Here is a 20,586-nt window from a genome sequence, read left to right as displayed (position 1 = left end):
TAATGTCAATTTAAATCATTCTCAAGTGTTAGTGTTTCCCAATCTAAATCTGATGCTATTTGAGCAAGTTTATCTAAATCAGTCAGGTTATCTAAATAGGGTAAGCAGCCTAAAACTGGCGTGTTAGTGAGTGATTGAATCAATTGAAATGGTGTCCAGTCAGCTATTTCTGTATCCGTTCGGGGTTGTACGCAGTTCAAAACAATGCCTTTGAGATTGACGCGGGATTGTCTAGCTAATGCCACATTCGCCACTGCTTGAGCGATCGCACCCAATCTTACTGGTACTACCAATACTGTTGGTAAACGCCATTCCCCCGCTAAATCAGCTACCGTTAATTCCTCAGTTATTGGCGAACCTAACCCTCCCAAGGCTTCTACAAGTACAAAATCACGCTGCGATCGCAACTTAGACAAAGCTTGCCACACAAGTGCTAAATCTACTCGGCGATTTTCCCGTGCTGCGGCGATCGGCGGAGCAAGAGGTGCTTGAAAGTACAAAGGTGTAATTTCTTCAGCAGATTGTTCTAGCACAAATAGCTTTTGATACCACTCGCGATCGCCAACCCCCGATTGAATCGGTTTCATGATTCCCCAGCGACGTTGCGGGTAATATTTTTGCCAATAGGCTGCTAACGCTGTTGTTAAAACAGTTTTACCAGCTTCGGTATCAGTTCCAGTAATCAGTAGTGTGTTTAACATTAATTTCTTTGGCCAGAAAATGGTTGTGTTCCATCAGTCGGCGGCAAAGTTGGCGCTTCAGTAATGGTCGGAATTGGCAAAGGTGTTTCTGTGGGAATTGGCAAGGGTGTTTCTGTAGGAATTGGCAAGGGTGTCTCTGTGGGAATTGGCAAGGGTGTCTCTGTGGGAATTGGCAAAGGTGTTTCTGTAGGAATTGGCAAAGGTGTTTCTGTCGGTGTTGGTTTGACTGGTTTTTCTAATGCAATATTGAGGTTGTAATTGCTTTCGGCAACTCCTGAAAGCAGAGTTAACTCTATAGTGTATCTACCAGTAACCAACAATGTGCCTTGATAAAATGTGACTTGTTGAGCAGTATTCTCAATTGCTTGTCCATTCGGACTTAAGACTGTTAGTAGAATGCTGCTTCCTGGGTCAATAAAGGTGTTTAATTTAGCACCTTCTCGCCCAAAAAAGCTGTACTGGATGATTTGATTTGCTTTGAGAGTACCTTCAACCGTGGTTGGCTTAGACGCTGAAAGCTTGAGGCGCTTAGTAAATATAACAGGTAGATCGTTAGTAGGTGTGGGTGTTTGCGTGGGTGTTAGCGTGGGTGTGGATGTTGGTGTGGGTGTTGGTGTGGGTGTGAATGTAGTACCACCAGAAATTACTGGTGAAGGGAAATTTTGTGGAAGCGTCTCATCTGCTGTTTTCGACTGACTGCGGATGGAACTGACTAGTGCCCAAGAACCAAATCCTGCTACGATCACTACAATAATGGCAATTGCAGCGATCGCTAACGGATTATCCAAAATTGAGCTACTGGGACTTGGTGGAATCACAGGATCGGTTTTCTTGGGCGAAGCTGCTGGTGCTACTAAGTCAGGACGGCGACCAACTGCCATTGTCTGCAAGTTAGACACATTTACATTAGGAAGACGGACTTCCTGTAAAGGTTGTAGTGCTTGAGATACACTAGCAGCACTTTGATAGCGCTCGCTCGGTATATGATTCAACATTCGATTCAAAACCTGGGCAAATCGTGGGTTCACTTTTACCCACCGTTGCCAATTCCAAGTTAGTTGGTTTTGATCGAATAGATCCTTTGGTTCTTTACCAGTCAGCAAAACAATTGCGCTTACCGCTAATGCATACAAATCACTACTAGGATAAGCTCCCCCTGTTTGCATTTGTTCGCTGGGAGAGTAGCCTAGTTTTCCTACGGTGGTTCCTGGTAGCGGACTATCTGGCGATTGTAAACGCGTTGCCAATTCCTTCACCACTCCAAAGTCAATTAACACAGGTTTAGCGTCACTATCTCGCAAAATAATATTTTCTGGCGAGATATCCCGATGAATAATTCCTCGACTGTGAATATGCTCTAAAACAGGCAACAACATTTGTATCAGCTGCAATACTTCAGCCTGTGTGAAAGTTTGACCCACAGCTTGACGTTCAGCCAGCAGGGTTCGGTACGTCTGACCTGCAACGTAGTCCTCCACCAAAAATAAGCGTTGATCTTGCTCAAATCTTTCCCGGAATTTCGGCACTTGTGGGTGTTCGATTTGATATAAAATGGCAGCTTCTCGATGAAAAAGCTCTTGTGCCCTCTCCCAATCCAAAGCCGACCTTGCTGTTGAATTCAATTCCTTGATCGCGCAAAGTTCGTTAAAGCGCCTCTGGTCTTCTGCCAGATAGGTTCTACCAAATCCTCCTTGTCCGAGAATTTGAATTATGCGGTAACGGTTTTGCAAGACAGTGCCAACTGTAATTGGTGGTTGCATGATCGATTGATTGAGTGTAGTAGCAACTGAGGAGGAAGTCACCCACAAAGATTAAGTTCAAGAGGCGACGTACAGTTACCTGCGGCAATATTCTACTGTAAAATTCCAAAAATTCTGCCATTGGGCTATTTCCCAAATTTATTCGAGTGGCGATCGCCCCAACATCCAAAATTATCATCCGTTTGAGTCGCAGGACGGATGCAGTTATCGCTGCACCCAAGTGGAGCGATCGCAACCACCCAAAGATTACAGCACACCCAACAGTACTAATTTTATCCCGGCAGCAATACGTATGCTAACTAATTCAGCAGCAATTTGCTAACTTACACTTGACAGGATGCTCAGGTTCAGGTTCAAAATTTACAAGTTATTAATATTGAACAATTTTTCTAGCTTATAAGTAAAAATATTTACATGTAGTTACTTAGATGGGATTATTTTTATTGAGTAATGTTTTAGTATCAAAAAAATATCTTTATTTAATATTTATTTAAACTTTATCTAAAAACTTGCTGGTGCGTGGATAAATTTTGTCCACAGCTAGCGTTTTATAGGCTCTATAATTGTCGTTTTTGTCAATGCGTAGGCAATAGAGTAATAAGTTACTATTTGACTACTTAGAAAGAGGTGCTATACTGTGTGAGGACAAACTCTTTAATATCACTAAAGTTGTCAATCCTTTACTTTCAGCTATCAATGAGGTAATTAGAAGAACCTACCACACCAAATAATGTTTAAGCAATTAGGGTTATTTACCTCAACCAAAAAATTGAACTATAGACCTAGTGGATGCACTTGATGTCAGTTAAGCTATCAATAGCTTGTTTGCCAAGAATACTAGATAATTAGCGAATAATAAATTTATGCAAAAATGTTGAAATTTTGTATGGAAGCTTCAACAAAGCTTACAGATGTTTTTTTAGACTATTTCTTGGTTAAATCTATTAAATCTCTAATGATAATATTGCTATGAACGCACATAGAGGATCTGCTGTGCTCAGTTCTGCAACTTTCAAAGTGCAACCATCTGCAACAGGACTGAACGATAATCATCGCCTGCGGCTGTTTTCTGGCTCTGCCAATTTACAATTGTCTCAAGAAGTTGCTCGTTATCTGGGCATGGACTTGGGGCCAATGATTCGCAAAAGATTTGCGGATGGAGAACTTTACGTTCAAATCCAAGAATCGATTCGGGGTTGTGATGTCTATTTAATCCAGCCATGTTGTCAACCTGTAAACGATAATTTGATGGAATTATTGATTATGGTTGATGCTTGTCGTCGAGCTTCTGCGCGACAGGTGACGGCAGTAATTCCCTACTATGGCTATGCCCGTGCCGATCGCAAAACAGCAGGACGAGAGTCAATCACCGCCAAGCTAGTTGCTAACTTGATCACCGAAGCAGGTGCCAATCGCGTACTAGCAATGGATTTACATTCGGCTCAGATTCAAGGCTATTTCGATATACCCTTTGACCATGTTTACGGTTCACCAGTATTGCTAGATTATCTAGCCAGCAAACAACTGCCAGACGTGGTAGTTGTTTCTCCCGATGTTGGTGGTGTAGCACGAGCTAGGGCATTTGCGAAAAAACTGAATGATGCTCCACTGGCGATTATTGACAAACGTCGTCAAGCCCATAATGTTGCTGAAGTGTTAAATGTCATTGGCGATGTTAAAGGCAAAACGGCAGTGTTAGTGGATGACATGATTGATACTGGAGGAACAATCGCAGAAGGAGCGCGATTACTGCGTGAAGAAGGAGCGCGTCAGGTATATGCCTGTGCAACTCATGCGGTATTCTCTCCACCAGCGATGGAGCGGTTGTCCAGTGGCTTGTTTGAGGAAGTCATTGTCACCAATACCATTCCTATACCAGAAAACAATCGTTTTTCACAACTAGTGGTGCTGTCAGTAGCAAATCTGTTGGGAGAAACTATCTGGCGAATTCATGAAGATACTTCAGTCAGTAGCATGTTCCGCTAATTACATTCCCGTTACAGGGATAAATTACCCACATTGACCCCTTGATCGGGTGCAGTGTGGGCTTATTGCTTTTAGATTATTACGCCAACACTAACGTCCCTTGTGGGCGAAAGCACCCCTAATCGCTGCACAAGAGCTTTTTGATATGCGGTAGTAAAATGGATGCAGCACTGGCAAATTAGAATATTTTGATTCAGTTTGGACAATTTGGGTAAAGAGGAGAAAAGGATGGTTACAACTCCTAAAAAAGGGATTTCAGTTTTACCTCTGGAAAATGGCGATCGCTTATCTCGCTGCGAATTTGAGCGGCGCTATCAGGCAATGCCGCATCTAAGAAAAGCTGAACTGGTTGAGGGAGTTGTATATATCATGGCATCGCCACTGAGAATTAAAAGTCATGGTGAACCACATGGAGACCTGATCGGCTGGTTGTGGAACTATAAAACTGCAACCCCTGGCGTTGTTCTGGGGATTGAACCCACAGTGCGTTTAGATCCGGATAATGAACCACAGCCTGACGCGGTACTATTCATTCCGGGCAGACAGGCATTGATTAGTGAGGATGATTATATCCAAGGCGCACCCGAACTGGTGATAGAAGTGGCAGCAAGCAGTGCAGCCATCGATTTACATGACAAAAAACGCACCTATCGACGGAATGGAGTACAGGAGTATATTGTCTGGCGAACATTAGATAATCAGTTGGATTGGTTTAGGTTGCAAGCGGACGAGTATGTTTCGCTACCAACCGATGAGCAGGGAATTATTCGCAGTCAGGTGTTTCCGGGGTTGTGGTTGGCCGTATCTGCCTTACTTTCAGGAGAAATGGCAACGGTGTTATCTGTGTTACAAGCAGGTTTAGCTGCCATTGAACATCAAGAATTTATGCAAAAGTTGAATGAGACTATCGGAAATGGGAAATAGATATGTACTGAGTTTTTTTTAAAGAATGTAATAAGTATAGAAAAGCCCTCTTGGAAAAGGCTAATAAAAAAGATAACCAAAACAGACTCATGATACAAGCCCCTAAATTAATTTATAGACAAGAAAAAAGATTTATTTCGAGATACGAAGCACGAGAAATAATGTATCCTTATTTCAAGCCCCTAAATTTATTTATGGGGATAATAATTTTGAATTTTGAATTTTAAATTTTGAATTCCCCAAAGGGGTTGACTCCTTAACGATACAGCCAAACCCGGAGTAGTGAAAGCAGTTGCTCAGTATCTACAGGTTTGGTGATGTAGTCAGAAGCCCCAGCTTCAATGCACTTTTCCTTGTCGCCTGGCATGGCTTTGGCAGTTAAAGCAATGATTGGTAGTGAGCGAACCTGTTGTAGCTGGCGGATGGCGCGGGTGGTTTCGTAACCATCCATTTCCGGCATCATGATATCCATCAATACTATATTAATCTCAGGATTAGCTTGCAGTCTCTCTATGCCATCTTTGCCGTTTTCGGCAAACAACACTTGCATCTGATAGCTTTCTAAAAAGCTGGTTAGGGCAAAAATATTTCTGAGGTCATCATCTACAATTAAAATTTTCCGATTAGCCAGCACCGGGTCAGTTTGATGTAGTTGCTCTAGCATTTGCCGCTTTGGTTGGGGCAAATTTGCTTGCACCCGATGCAAAAAGAGGGCAGTTTCGTCTAACAACCGCTCTGGCGATCGCACATTTTTAATAATAATCGTCTCTGCAAGTCCCCGCAGTTGGGTTTCTTCTTGTCGGCTGAGTTCTTTCCCGGTGTAAACAATTATCGGCAGTTTCAAAAGCTTGGGTTCAAGTTTTATCTGCTCAATTAGGGCAAACCCGCTCATATCGGGCAGACCGAGATCCAGTACCATACAATCAAAGTGATGCGATCGCAAAATCGAGAGGGCTTCTGCCCCCGTACCGACTGCTGTACTCTGGACATCGCCGTTACCAATCAGTTCGATAATACTTTGGGCTTGTACGGGGTCATCTTCTACAACTAGGAGATTTTTTACTTGACGCTCAATAAAACCTTTAATCTCAGTCAATACCTGAGTTAGCGCTTCTGGAGACACGGGTTTTTGTAAATAGGTAATCGCTCCTAGCTGTAATCCCCGTTGTTGTCTTTCATCAACAGAAAGTATGTGTACTGGTATATGTCTGGTATCTGGTTTATGCTTCAGACGATCCAGCACCGTCCAACCATCCATCTCTGGCATGTGGATATCTAGCATAATCGCATTGGGTTTAAACTGTTCTGCTAGTGCTAAACCTTGTTTGCTCTCTAAAGCAACAATAGTTTTAAAGCCCTGCTGACGTGCCATATCTAGTAAGATGCGGGCGAACTTATCGTCATCCTCGATAATTAGCAAAATGCGATCGCCTGGTTGAATTATTTCCCGGTCATCTGGAATATCGTTGGGTAAGCTGGGAAGCACTTTCACTGATGGAGAGATGTCCACAGTTGTGGGTCTGCTTTCCACGATTGGCAGTTCTTTGATGGTCGATGCTGTAGGGATAGAGGTGGTTGGCTCAAAGGGAGGTGTGGTGATATTTTGACCATTCTTTTCCTGTTGTCTGGGCAAGTAAAGGGTGAAGGTGCTTCCCTGTCCTGGTTGGCTGAGTAGTTCAATTCTCCCTCCCAACAGTTGAGCTAATTCACGGCTGATGGACAAGCCCAAGCCAGTCCCCCCGTACTTGCGGCTGGTAGTGCCATCTGCTTGCTGAAATGCCTCAAAAATAATCTTCTGTTTTTCGGCTGGAATGCCTATGCCCGTGTCGCTGACGGCAAAAGCGATCGTGGAATTATCAACTTGGAATATTTGTAATTTCACACCTCCCTGTTGTGTAAATTTAAAAGCGTTAGCTAGGAGATTTTTCAGCACTTGTTGCAGACGTTTGGAGTCGTTATAAATTGTTGGGGGTAACTTCTCATCCCGTTCAATAGTAAAACTGAGTTCTTTATTGTGGGCAACTTGCCGGAAAGTCTGCTCTAGAGATGTCTCTAAATCTGCAAGAGCAATTTGCTCAATATCGAGCGACATAGTACCCGACTCAATTTTTGCTAAATCTAGAATGTCATTGATCAATTCCAGCAAATCAGTCCCAGCCGAGTAAATAGTCCGACTGTACTCTACCTGTTTGTCAGTCAAGTTGTTAAGAGAGTTATCTGCTAGCAGCCTTGCTAAAATTAATAGGCTATTTAACGGTGTCCGCAGCTCGTGGGACATGTTAGCGAGAAATTCCGATTTATATTTAGAAGACAACGCCAGTTGTTCAGCTTTTTCTTCAAAAGACTGCCTTGCTTGCTCAACTTCCTGGTTCTTGCGGGCAACTTCCCGATTTTGAACTTCTAATAATTCTGCCTTTTCTTCTAGCTCCTCATTTAATTGTTGTAATTCCTCGTTAGACTGCTTGACAAGAAATTGTGATTCCTCTAAGTCTTGCGTCTGTTCTTCCAGGCGTTGATTGCTTTGCTGTAGTTCTTCTTGCTGGGTTTGCAGTTCCTCTGTTAATGCAACAGATTCTTCAAGTAGTTGCTGAGTTTGCACTTGTGAGGCGATGTTATTTAAAAATACACCCAGATTTTCACTCAGTTGCTCTAGAAATGTCAGGTGTAACTGGTTAAAAGGCCCAAAAGAGGCAAGTTCAATTACAGCATTTACCTGCGCCTCAAATAATATGGGTAACACAATAATATTTAGCGGTGGTGCTTCTCCCAAGCCGGAAGTGATACGAATATAGTCACTGGGAACTTCCGTGAGGAGGATTCTTTGTTTTTCTAGGGCGCATTGTCCTACTAATCCCTCGCCCAAGTGAAACTGATTTGCTAGGTTTTTCCGCTCTTTGTAAGCATAACTACTCAACAGCTTCAGCACAGGCTGGTCGTCTATAGAGTCCATCACATAAAAAACGCCCTGTGATGCCCCAACAAGTGGTGCTAAATTTGACAAGATCGTTCGAGACACGCTTTCCAGATTTCGCTGCCCTTGGAGCATCTGGGTAAATTCAGCTAAGTTAGATTTGAGCCAGTTTTGCTCCTCATTTTTTTGAGTTATGTTTCGCAGATTAACGATCATTTGGTTGAAGGTGCGCGTCAACACACCAATTTCATCCTGGCGATCGCTATCTGGTAAACTGACTAATAAATCCCCATCCGCCACCTTTTGAGCCAAATCAGAAACTCGCTTCAGCGGTACTGAGATATGTCTGGTCAAGGTGAATCCGATCAAAGCTAAGAGCAATGAGAATAAGGGAATACTATAAACAATACTGGCAAGTGTTTGCCGAGCAGCAGTTTGTGCCTTCTCAGAACGCTGTTTCAGCAGTGTATTCTCCTCATGTTCCATCGTCTGGATAACTTTGCGGATTTCACTCATTAGCTGCTTTCCTCGGTCTGTGAGAACGACCTTTTGAGAAGCTTCAAAACCTTGGTTCTGGCGCAAATCGATAGTTTCTTTAAGTTCGTCCAACTTCTGAGTGATTAATGGCTGTAAAATATCCAGCTGCTGTTGCTGCTTGGGATTATCTGCTGTTAAATTCTGAAGATCCTTAAATTTTTGATCCAGTACTTGAATGGCTGCATTATAAGGTTCTAAATAGCGCTGTTCTCCAGTAAGAACGTAACCGCGTTGCCCAGTCTCAGCATTTGTCAGTTGCAAGTTGAGTTCTTCAAGCTGACTTAACACCCGGTAAGTATGGCTTTCTTGGCGCGAAGTTTCAATTAGCTGATTGGTGCTTTGGTAGGAGATTAGACCAATGGTGGTCAGAGTTGCCAAACTTAAGGCAAAACTTGCTCCAATCTTGGTTCCAATCTTCAAACGGTTCAACATTATTCCAAACAGGTATTTAAATTATTTCTGTTTTTAAAACTATTTTGATTATGTTTTAGCTATCCAAAATACATGAGGCATATTATATTAAATCTAGTTTATGTAGGATATCTCTAGTTTTTTGTACGCCAATTATCATTTTTATCCTCATTTTTTACAAATGTAACGCTATTTTAATAATTCTACATCTAAATTAGAATATTTTATCTAACCTTTTAACAATTTTATTCACAATAAATTATTCGTAGCATAACTTCTTTTAAAAGAAGCAACTACCTGATTTTGTAATTGAATCTGGCGGTAGATAATTAAACACTTGTGCTTAAATTATCAACTTAATATTATTTTTAAATAAAAAATGGTGTTTCTTAAAGTTATATTGTAATGGTTAAATAACTTTGGCATTAAGAAAAAGGCTGATAGTAAAATTAAACAGCCGGATATTAAAAATTAAATTCCTAAAAACACAATTTATATAAACACCAAATATATTCGCTCTTGCTGTAGGATATGATATCTATGCCATTATTGTACATAAATCTACACAGCAACCTTAACCTTAGCGATCGCAAGCGGTATAATTCCATAGGAAATGTAAGGTTTCAAAAGACAACCTATACCCATAGAAGTATCTATTTATAGTACAAAAGTATTACTTAGACTATAAATTATTAGGAATATGCACAATTATGGTGTGTTGTAAAAGCTATTGATATTAACTATAAGTTGCTAATAACCTGACGATCGCTTCTAGCCACATCAAGTTCAGATTGACTATAAATACTAAAATGTTGAATCTTGTTACTCTCTAAAATAGCTCTTGCACCTGCTACGTAGATGTCAGTGCCTTTTAATATTAATAAGTAATGACCAAGATTCAGATGATGTTCATAATGTCTAGCTAGCTCATCAGAAATTCCTAAATTAGTATAGTTATTTTGAGAACTGCTGATGTCTACCTCTGAAATATCATTTAGACTGCTTGTGTTTTTAACAACTATTGAAACCTGACTCATTGGGAAGCCAGCGGTTCTCAATTCAGTAAGTGCTCCTTCTGCGTCTTGACGCCGATAAAAAATACCAAGTGCGTGTCTATAGCGATTATTTGGGGTCGAGTATGGCTCATAAACCCCCCATTGTTGAATATCACGGCGATTAAAAATCCTCTTGGCAAGACGAATTTCTATGTCTATACCGGTCACTATCACCAAATAGTAACCTTTAGAGACAAGATCGCTATAACTCTGTGCTTGCTTTTCAGAAATTCCTAAACTTAGGAACAAAGCGGGCAAACCACCTGCTAAGGTGGTAGCGATCGCAGTTATTTCCGATCCAGCTAAGATGACTGAGCCTGTACGAGGAATGACTAAGAGGGCTACACTGACTGATAATTCAGTTATACCCGCGAAAGCATCACTAGCAACGGCTCCAGCAGTATCTTTTGAGGATATATTGCCAGTGTTTTCTATAATTTCAACACCAGCAATATCACTTTGTTCTTCTGTATTCCGTGCAATAACAGAAACTTTGTCCATTGGAAAATTAGAAGCTTTTAGTTCCTGAAGTACCAATTGTGCATCGGAATACCCAGCGAAAACTCCTATAGTTCTTCGCTCTTTTTCTAATGTCATTTTATCGGTTTATTGCAGTTAGAAGTGATTCCCAAGATTGTTACCTAAATTTGAGGTAATTACACAGCTCGACGAGTCAGTAAACCCCAAAGGAAAATTAGTATCATTGCACCAATAACAGCAAATAAAATGCTTCCCAGAGATAAAGCTCCTACAGATGCAGCTGCTGCCGAACTACTTCCTAACAATACTTGACCTAAATAACCACCTAATACGGCTCCAAGGATTCCTAATATAATGGTAGATATAATACCGCCACCTTGGGTTCCAGGATAAAATAACTTAGCTAACGCACCTGCAATTAAACCCAAAACCAACCAAGCAATAATGTTAGTCATAGAATTTCTCCTTCACTGAAAATCTGCTTTGTTTGCCTTTGACTCTTTCATATTAAAGTTTGTCTCCAAAATTTCCGATCTATCTAGAGAACTAATATCAGAAATCTTTAGATATCATTTGAATATTTGCCAAGTCATCTTTGAGGATGAATATACAAATTAGTTATATTGTGTACATTTAAGTATTTGTATAGCAGTCCTATTTGACATCATACAAGATGTAGATAAGGAAGCTAACCGCATTCTATATGAGACCCGACGTGTAGCTAGCTTCCCTGTATGGGTAAGTGTAGTATCTCGTAGAGAAAGACACAAAAAGAAGAAAGAATAAAGAAATATATACATTTCACATCTAGATTTTTGATTTTTAAAAAAGCGATATCAGCCGTTCAAGGCTCAGGACTGGAGACTATAGAAAGAGCTAGTTGATATAGTTGGCGACGGGGAAGGGAAGTAAATTTTGCTAACTGACGGCTAGCTTGCGATCGCGATATTCCTTGACTAATTAACTGTTTCAATTCGGCTTTCAATTCTTCTTCTGTCAGTTGGGGCTGACTTGGTGGAATTCCCGCTACTACTAATGTATATTCACCTTGGGGTTCTCGTTGGGTGTAGTAGGCGATCGCTTGGGCAATTGTCCCCCGCCAAAATTCCTCATACAATTTAGTTAACTCCCGTCCTAGCACAATTTGGCGATCGCTTCCCCAAACAAGAGCTAAGTCTTGCAAAGTATCTCGCAAACGGTGCGGCGATTCGTAGAAAATCAATGTGCGAGATTCTGTTTGCAGAGATTCTAAATGTTCTTGTCTGTGTTGAGTTTTAGCTGGGAGAAAGCCTTCAAAGACAAATCGATCTGTTGGTAGTCCAGCTGCACTCAAAGCGGTAATTGCTGCACTAGCGCCAGGAATCGGAACTACTGGAATTCCCGCTTGAATACAGGCTTTCACCAGTTCATATCCAGGATCGGAAATACCTGGCATCCCAGCATCGCTCACCAGAGCGATCGCTTTATTATTAACTAAATGCTCTAATAATTCTGGAATACGGCTGGTACGATTGTGTTCGTGGTAACTCAGCTGGGGTGTTTTAACTTGAAAATGCTGTAGCAGTTTCCCAGTATGACGCGTGTCTTCTGCAGCAATGATATCGACAGTTTGCAAAATTCGTACCGCCCGAAAGGTAATATCTTCAAGGTTGCCAATTGGTGTGCCGACAATGTAAAGTGTTCCTGGTTTTGGATCGGTTTGCATGAGCAAGAGTTAAGAGTTAGGAGTTAAGAGTTCAAAATAATAATTTACGTCTAATGCGAATTGAGTATTGACCACACTCCATACCCAAATTTTGTTTTTTTTGACCCGACGAAAGTTTCTAATTCATCAATTTCACTGATTTCGGGTATTTTTGGTCTTTTAAGACGCGATAAATCGCATCTCTATATCTGGGTTTTGTTGCTCATTCTGAACTGTATTGCGTCCTATCTTATTTCAATAATCTTAGTCCACTTAGGGTAACTAATACTGTGGAACCTTCATGGCCAATGACGCCGATGGGTAAGTTAATATTTCCGAGAAAGTTGCCGACTAAAAGCAACATAATGAAACTCAACGCTACAACTATATTTTGTTTTACTATGAGTTGCGATCGCCTGCCCAAATGTATCGCTACAGCAATTTTTTCTAACTTGTCTGCCATCAGTACGATATCTGCGGTTTCCAATGCCACATCACTACCAGATACTCCCATCGCTATACCCACAGATGCTTGCGCTAAGGCTGGTGCATCATTGATTCCATCGCCCACCATTGCAACTGTTTGATATTGTTGCTGTAGACGGCAGATAACATTTAGCTTATCTTCTGGTAGAAGTTGGGCATATACCCGATCAATTCCGACTGCTTTGGCGACACTGTAAGCAGTTTCCTGATTATCCCCGGTTAGCATGACAATTTGTTCAACTCCCAGTTTTTTTAATCGGCTGATGGTTGCGGCTGCTTCGACTCTCACCTCATCTGCGATCGCAATTACACCCATCACCTCTGCTCCCTGTGCTACCCAAACCACAGTTTTACCTTCTTGCTCCCAAGATTGAACTGTTTCTTGGAAATCTTCAGGTAAATTTGTCACATACTGTCGTACAAAAACGGCATTCCCGACAATTATTTGTTGTTCTTGAGCAATTCCGACAATTCCCTGTCCAGGTAAGGCTTGCACTTCGATTGCAGCAACCCAATTTAAATCACTAGCTGCCTGTACAATTGCTTTACCGATGGGATGTTCGGAAGATGATTCTACTGCTGCTGCGGTTTTTAATACATCTGCTTGGGTGTATTCACTAACTGAAATTACCTGAAAAACCTGCACCTGTCCTGTTGTTAGAGTACCAGTTTTATCAAATGCGATCGCTCGGACTTTGCCAATCTTCTGCAACTGTGCCCCATTTTTAAACAAAATCCCCTGTCTTGCACCATTGGCGATTCCTGAAAGCAGGGTGGGCATAATTGCAGCCATCAGCGCACAGGGAGAAGCCACCACTAAAAAAGTAAGAGCGCGGTAAATCGTCGTTTCCCAATCCCATCCCCAAAGAAATGGCGGTAAAGTTGCTAGCAATATCCCAGCTACTACAATGACTTTGGCATATCCTTTCTCAAAGCGATCAATAAACTCTTGTGAAGGAGGTGCTTGAGTCTTTGCTTGTTCTACCAAACGAATTACACGCTGGATTAAACTGCTTTGGGCTGGTTTGTGTACTTTAATTCGCAATGCACCATAGCCGTTGAGTGTGCCGGCAAATACTTCTTCGCCCACTGTTTTCTCTACAGGTAAAGACTCGCCTGTGATTGCAGCTTGATTGAGGGTGCTGTAACCAGATACAATAATTCCATCTGTAGGAATTAACTCTCCAGGTTTGACGACAATTTCATCACCCACTTTTAGCTGACTGATCGGAATTTCCTGTTCCCTTTCTTGAAGTAAAACCCTTGCTGTATCTGGTGTCAGGTTCATCAAACTGCGGATACTCCGCTCAGTTCGCTGCATTGCATGGCCTTCTAATGCACCACTGATGGCAAAGATCAGAATCAAAATTGCCCCATCAATAATTAGATGATATTCTCCTCGCCATAAGCCAAGGCTAGCAGCACCAATGGCGGCGACAATCATCAGCAAATCTACATCAAGTTCTTTTTCTTTGAACAGGGTAGTCAATCCTTCTCGCGCACTTTCGTAACCACCAATTACATAAGCAGCAGGTAGCAGCAGGAATGCAAATCCCAAAGCGCCAAGATGCAAGGCGAACCATCCGAAAAGTAACAGCAAGCCACACAAAAGGGCGGCTACGGTATCTGGGTGTTCTCTGGTGAATTGGTTAAAACGCTGTGGGTAGAGCATGAGAGGTGAATTAACAGGGACTCTCTTAGGCTAAACCTTGACATTAATGTTAATGTCAAGGTTTATAATGATTTTGAAACGCAAAGGGGCGCTGAGGGAAGCGCAGAGGTACGCAAAGTTAAATCTTTGTCGTGTTCTTGGAGCGTTTTTTAAAAGCGGGATGTGGGTAAATGCGACGATTTAACTATTAGCTTTAAAATTACGTTCTCAAGGGAGTTTAGATGAAAATGCACCGCCATTTCTTCAGGTGGCTTGTGGAGAATTACAAAGAATTTTGCCGTTGTTGGAGTAAATCATGAATGCTGGTAGCTTAACTATTAAAGAACTCACAGATGCAGTTGGCGGCGGTTTGACTCCGCGGATGGTGCGACATTACCATCAATTAGGACTGCTACCGCAACCAGTGCGATCGCGCAGCAATTACCGTCTCTACACCCAAAAAGATGTCCTCCAGTTACAACGGATTGTAGCGCTTAAGCAGCAGGGGTTTCAGCTAAACCATATCCGCAATATTTTGGAAGTCGAACCAGAAGCCGATACAACTGTTAACCTGATGGGACAACTCCAACAGCAATATCGCGCGGTGATGCAACAAATTTCTCAACTGCGACAAACTGCATCAGCATTAGAAGGATTATTGGGGCGCGATCGCCATTGTCAAATTATCCAAGCGGAAGTTTTGGCACAACTGAAGTTACTCGATGTCGAAACTCAAGCCGGATTGGGAGGATTAGAAAATCTTTGGAGTGGTTTGGATGCCGAAATTCATAATCATTCAGAAGCTTTTACAGAATCGCTACAACGCTTACTTCCTGATTTGTCTCAGCGTTCGGAAATTGAACAGCATTTAATTTCTCAGTTGGTTTTGGCTTGTGGCGATGTTAGTTTAGTGTCTTTTGTTAAATTGAGTCAAGATGCGATTGCAGCTAGTCGAGAAGCTTTATCTTCAAGTTGTCAAATTGTTGTCGATACTCAAACGGTTGCTGCGGCTTTAGATCAAACCCGATTACTTCACTTGGGATGTCACACCGAAACCTTGATTGATAACCCTCATATTACTACCGCCACTGAAGCAGAGCTCGCCTTTTGGCAACATCAAGAATGGCGAACAAAATTGCTGCAAGTAAGTAATGGTTGTGTGCTGGTAGTTGGTTATGCTCCCTCAGTACTTCTGGAAGCTTGTGAAGCGATCGCTAACCAAAAAATTCAGCCTGCATTAGTTATTGGAATGCCCATTGGCTTTAGCCATGCTCCCGCAGCCAAGCGACAACTGATGCAACAAGGGATACCTTATATTACAGTTGAAGGGACTTTGGGAGGTGGCGCATTAGCTGCAACTGCCTTAAATGCTTTGGTTGAGTCACTGATTGATAAGCCAGATTGTCATTGTTATCTCAAATAAGTGCCGAACAATAAGTATTCACTTAAGACACTCTCAATGAAACGAGTTTCAAAAGTCTTGCATGAAAATGTTCTAAAAACTGGAATTTTTACTCAGCACTCAGTACTCAGCACTCAGCACTACTGAAAATAATATTGTTAAATAATATTGAATTTGCTACACTTTACCAGTTTTAGTAATTCAATAATTCATAATTGTGGCCATAACTACCAACTTGGTACTAAGTTGCAATCTAACTTAGAAAAATTTATAGTAAACAGACTTTGGCAATTAGAGTATAAATTATCATGCTATCCAAGCTACCGCGAAGTATAAATCAGCATAAGTAATTTGAAGTAATTAGAACTAAAGATAACTCAGATGTATAATTAGCCCGTCTCCTCCATAATCTTTATAAAGATCGCGATTTAGGACTGGCAGGCTTTCTATTTTTTACTTTAATTAAGGGGCTTATGTGGCAACAAGAAAAAAAAGATACTTCGATAGTCAGGCTGATACTATGGGTTGCCTTAGCTACAACCCCGATGGCAGCATCTCTAGTGGTATCAGCACCGATGCTGGCACAATCTACACCTGAAGCTACCTCTTCGCCACTGCCACAAACAGGGCAGAATGAATCGATAGTGCGGATTGACGGTTCCAGTAGCTTGAGTGCAATCAACCAAAGCCTGAAAGAAAGTTTTGAAAAACAGTTTGTCGGTAAAAAGGTTGAAGTTGCTGCTAACGGCACTGAGACGGCGCTGAAAAATTTGCAAGATGGCAAAATCGATATAGTCGCAATGGGGCGCGGGTTGACGCCGGCAGAAAAAGCCCAAGGACTAGAGCAAATTCGGTTGCAGCGTGAGAAGATTGCGATCGTGGTTGGTGCAGACAATCCTTTCAAAGGAAGCTTGACTAGTAAGCAATTTGCCCGGATTTTCCGCGGACAAATTACAAATTGGTCGCAACTGGGAGGGCCTTCAGGGAAGATTCGGTTCATCGATCGCCCGATCGCGAGTGAAACTCGCAATACTTTTCGTACTTATCCAGCTTTCAAAACTGCTGAATTTGCTACAGGGTCCAATGCTACCCAAGTAACTGACGATAATACCGCAGAAATCATCAAACAACTGGGCAAAGACGGCATCAGCTATGTGTTAGCTAATCAGGTGTCGAAGTTGAAAGGGGTGCGAGTTCTGCAATTACATCAAGCCTTACCAGATGATGCTAAATATCCTTTTTCGCAACCTTTAGTTTACGTTTACAAAAAAAATCAGAGTTTAACCACAGTAGATTTTCTTGGCTTTACCCTAGCACCTCCAGGACAGCAGGCTATAGAAAAAGGTAGAACTGTCGAAGCCGAGGCGATCGCAGCCAGCGTCTTACAACCTGCTGTTGCGGCTTCCCCCAGTGCCCAGACGACACCAGCGGCTACGCCTTCCCCTAGTGCCACTAGTTCTGCATTTGGCGAACAGCCCTTTGTGGCTGCTCCTACACAAAGCACTCCAATTGTAAATAAAGAAACACCATTGTGGTTGCTGCTACCTATCTTTTTGCTCGCTGTAAGTGGATCTGCACTATATTGGATTCTGAGAAAACGTCCATTGCCCGCTGAAACAACAGACAATTTACCAGAATCAAATCCTCATCTACCTAATGGAGAAACGGCGGCGCTCGACGCTAGCACGGGTTCCTCCCTGAATGGAGCGACGCTGGAGGAGGAGGCAGTACCGCACTTCCCAGAGCAAGAAACCCCCGATCGCACTTCTTTCAACATCTACGCTCAAACACAATCCGAGCTGAACCAAAATGCTAGTCAGGGGACAGCAAATTTAGTGCAAGAGACAAGTAATGGTACTTCTAACCTCTATGAAGGCGCGACATCAGGTGTAGCTAATGGCTCGGAAAATAACAACTTAGGAGCCGCAGCTTTAGGTGGTACGGCTATAGCAACAGGCATCGGGGCGGCTACTTGGTCTACCTTTAGCAACAAAGAAACAGAAACAAACGCAATTGATGAGACAGTTGAGTTAAATAATTATACGGAGACAAACATTCCTGAGTCTGATGAAGTTGCATGGGATATAGAAGCCCCAGCGGCTGTAGTCAATACTTCATATCCTCACCTGGGTAATATTCCAGAAGAGATATCTGATGTGGAACTGTCTTCATCTGAAGTGACAGCCCCACTCCCGGAATTACCAGATGTGCCAGAAGTAACATCTGATTTTGGATATTGGGACACAGCAATTAGTGAAGATGAGGTAGATGAGGAACTTCAAGCAGAATTGAACTGGCTAGAGAGTATTACCTCAACTGAAGATACAGCCTCAGTAGATGAATGGCCCTTAGCGGAATCTAACGAAGTGACAGATGATCTGGAAGCATCAGCGACAGAAACATCCCCACTGCTCGATTTACCTGAATTTCCAGAAGATTTATTGAGTAAAGATGCATTGAATGTGGTAGCGGACGCAGCCGAACCCACTTTAAATTTGCCAGAGTCAGAACTTCCCGCCGAGCCGACTGTAGGGGAAGGTGTTGCTGAAGCTAACTCTACAGATTTGGCTGCGGCGGCTTTAGCAGCAGGCGCAGGAGTTGGTGCTTGGGGTAGCACTTTCGGAGCGGATGCTCAAAATGAGACGATTGCAGCCAATTTGGTAGATGCAGATGAAGAAAGTAGTATTGTGCTCGCACCAGATACTTATACATCGGCTCATGTCTCTTGGGAGATTTCCGCAGCCAAGAAAGCAGAACTTTGGCAACAAGGCGGTACTCAATTGGTAGTGCGCCTGTATGATGTGACTGGTATTGATTTGAGCTATCAAAGTCCGCAGTTGGTACAGCAGTATGAATGTGCAGAGACAGCACACGATCGCTTTGTAGAGATTCCCCAGGGCGATCGCGACTATATAGCTGAAATTGGCTATATCGCTTATGGCGAACACTGGTTATTCATCGCCCGTTCTGCAATTGTTCGTGTCTTCAGTCCTGTGAATCCAGATCCCATAGTTGATGATGTGGCAATCGCAGCCGAAACAGCTATTGGTTTGGTAGATGCAGATGAAGAAAGCAGTATTGTACTCACACCAGATACTCATACATCGGCTCATGTCTCTTGGGAGATTTCCGAAGCCAAGAAAGCAGCACTGCGGCAACAAGGCGGCTCTCAATTGGTAGTGCGACTGTATGATGTGACTGGCATTGACTTGAGTTATCAAACTCCGCAGCTGGTAAAGCAGTATGAATCTGAGGAAACAGCAAACGACGGATTGATAGAAATTCCTCTGGGCGATCGCGACTACATAGCCGAAATTGGCTATATCGCTGATGGCGATGCCTACGGCGGTAAACTACGCTGGTTATTCATTGCCCGTTCTGCGATCGTTCATGTCTTCAATCCTGTAAATCCAGATCCCATAGTTGATGATGTCGCAATCGCGGATCAAACAGATGTTGATTTGGTAGATGTCCAAGAAGAGAGCAGTATTGTCCTCACACCCCGCACTTTCCAATGGGCTGAAGTCTCTTGGGAGATTTCTGAAGCTAAGAAAGCAGCACTGCAACAACAAGGCGGCTCTCAATTGGTAGTGCGGCTATATGATGTGACTGGCATTGATTTGAGTTATCAAAATCCGCAGCTGGTACAGCAGTATGAATGTGAAGAGACAGCACACGATCGCTTTGTGGAAATTCCCATCAGCGAACGCGATTACATAGCTGAAATTGGCTATGTCGCTGATGGCGATGCCTACGGCGGTAAACTACGCTGGTTATTCATTGCCCGTTCTGCGATCGTTCGTATCTTCAATCCTGTGAATCCAGATTCGACAACAGATCCTACAGTTGAAAATGTAGCGTTAGTAAGCGAAACAGCTGTTGGCTTGGCAAATGTAGAAAAAGAAACTGCCCCAGAAGAGAGTAGTATTGTCCTCACACCCCGCACTCCCAAGTGGGCTTATGTTTCTTGGCACATTTCCAAAGCTCAATCTGAAGCACTGCATCAACAGGGCGGTTCCCAATTAGCAGTGCGGCTCTATGATGTAACTGGCATTGACTTGAGTTATCAAAGTCCCCAGCTTGTCCAGCAGTATGAATCTGAAGAAGTAGCACGCGATCGCTTTGTGGCTATTCCCGTCAGCGATCGCGATTACATGGTTGAAATTGGCTATATTGCTGATGGCGATGCCTACGGCGGTAAACTACGTTGGTTACTCATCGCCCGTTCCGCTAACGTCCGGGTATTCAGTCGTTCCTACGGAGATTTCTGGTTTGTGGCTGATGCTGAGTTGATTATTCACGGAGCAACTCAACCAAATACCAGCGTAAACATTGGTGGACATGCCATCAAAATTAAACCCGATGGTACTTTCCACCTACGTCTTCCCTTTTCAGATGGTTTAATGGACTATCTGATAACGGTAGCTGCTGATGGGGAATCCCCAAGAACTATCCATAAGAAGTTCTCTCAGGAAACTTCCGAAAGCTAACATTATCTTGAGTTATCCCCTCTAACGCAATTTTCCCTTTTTAGGGAGTATAGGAAGGGGGGATTTTATTATGCCAATTTTTCCGCTAACTTTCGTTTCTGTTGCTCT

Annotated in this window: 11 protein-coding genes and 1 pseudogene; 4 read left to right on the top strand and 8 right to left on the bottom strand. The window is 42.6% G+C overall.

The window, feature by feature from the left end; genetic code table 11:
- Positions 1–5 precede the first annotated feature (5 nt).
- Both bioD and ACFE93_RS05705 read right to left on the bottom strand, forming a co-directional pair.
- Positions 6–701, bottom strand: a complete 696-nt coding sequence (bioD, locus tag ACFE93_RS05710) for a dethiobiotin synthase (RefSeq protein ID WP_375472400.1) — start codon at positions 699–701, stop codon at positions 6–8.
- Positions 701–2,461, bottom strand: coding sequence for a protein kinase (locus ACFE93_RS05705; protein WP_375472399.1), 1,761 nt, complete (start codon positions 2,459–2,461; stop codon positions 701–703). Before ACFE93_RS05705 ends, bioD begins: the two co-directional genes overlap by 1 nt.
- A gap of 969 nt (positions 2,462–3,430) precedes the next feature.
- On the opposite strand from ACFE93_RS05705, the gene ACFE93_RS05700 reads away from it, so the two are divergent.
- Together ACFE93_RS05700 and ACFE93_RS05695 are read left to right on the top strand one after the other, a co-directional pair.
- Positions 3,431–4,447 (top strand): ribose-phosphate pyrophosphokinase, encoded by a 1,017-nt coding sequence (locus ACFE93_RS05700; protein ID WP_104905999.1) that lies wholly within the window; start codon positions 3,431–3,433, stop codon positions 4,445–4,447.
- 228 nt (positions 4,448–4,675) lie between these two features.
- The gene (locus tag ACFE93_RS05695) at positions 4,676–5,371 is read left to right on the top strand and encodes a Uma2 family endonuclease (RefSeq protein WP_375472398.1); all 696 of its coding nucleotides are present in this window, start codon (positions 4,676–4,678) and stop codon (positions 5,369–5,371) included.
- A gap of 256 nt (positions 5,372–5,627) precedes the next feature.
- Here the strand turns inward: ACFE93_RS05695 and ACFE93_RS05690 are convergent, their stop codons facing one another.
- The 6 genes and pseudogenes from ACFE93_RS05690 to ACFE93_RS05665 form a co-directional block, all read right to left on the bottom strand.
- Complete coding sequence (locus ACFE93_RS05690; RefSeq protein WP_375472397.1) at positions 5,628–9,251, bottom strand: response regulator; 3,624 nt, start codon at positions 9,249–9,251, stop codon at positions 5,628–5,630.
- Positions 9,252–9,970: 719 nt separating this feature from the next.
- Positions 9,971–10,882 carry a hypothetical protein gene (locus tag ACFE93_RS05685; protein WP_375472396.1) on the bottom strand — a complete coding sequence of 304 codons (912 nt, stop codon included), beginning with the start codon at positions 10,880–10,882 and terminating at the stop codon, positions 9,971–9,973.
- 59 nt (positions 10,883–10,941) lie between these two features.
- Positions 10,942–11,220, bottom strand: a complete 279-nt coding sequence (locus ACFE93_RS05680; RefSeq protein WP_292738193.1) for a GlsB/YeaQ/YmgE family stress response membrane protein — start codon at positions 11,218–11,220, stop codon at positions 10,942–10,944.
- A gap of 389 nt (positions 11,221–11,609) precedes the next feature.
- Positions 11,610–12,470, bottom strand: coding sequence for a 16S rRNA (cytidine(1402)-2'-O)-methyltransferase (rsmI, locus tag ACFE93_RS05675; protein WP_375472395.1), 861 nt, complete (start codon positions 12,468–12,470; stop codon positions 11,610–11,612).
- Between the two features lie 60 nt (positions 12,471–12,530).
- A pseudogene (locus ACFE93_RS05670) lies at positions 12,531–12,622 on the bottom strand (IS1 family transposase); the annotation flags it as partial.
- A 77-nt stretch (positions 12,623–12,699) separates the two neighbouring features.
- On the bottom strand, positions 12,700–14,607 hold the full coding sequence (locus tag ACFE93_RS05665; RefSeq protein WP_375472394.1) for a heavy metal translocating P-type ATPase: 1,908 nt from the start codon (positions 14,605–14,607) through the stop codon (positions 12,700–12,702).
- A 295-nt stretch (positions 14,608–14,902) separates the two neighbouring features.
- Here ACFE93_RS05665 and ACFE93_RS05660 point away from each other — a divergent pair, with 295 nt between their 5' ends.
- On the top strand, positions 14,903–16,009 hold the full coding sequence (locus ACFE93_RS05660) for a precorrin-8X methylmutase (protein WP_375472393.1): 1,107 nt from the start codon (positions 14,903–14,905) through the stop codon (positions 16,007–16,009).
- A gap of 452 nt (positions 16,010–16,461) precedes the next feature.
- A complete protein-coding gene (locus tag ACFE93_RS05655) occupies positions 16,462–20,478 on the top strand; it encodes a DUF4912 domain-containing protein (protein WP_375472392.1) in 4,017 nt (1,338 codons plus the stop codon).
- Positions 20,479–20,586 lie beyond the last annotated feature (108 nt).

Origin of the sequence: uncultured Nostoc sp. (assembly GCF_964247315.1) — a bacterium.
GTDB lineage: Bacteria > Cyanobacteriota > Cyanobacteriia > Cyanobacteriales > Nostocaceae > Nostoc.
Note: the sequence above shows the minus strand (reverse complement) of the source record. Positions and strands in the feature narration are given on the sequence as shown.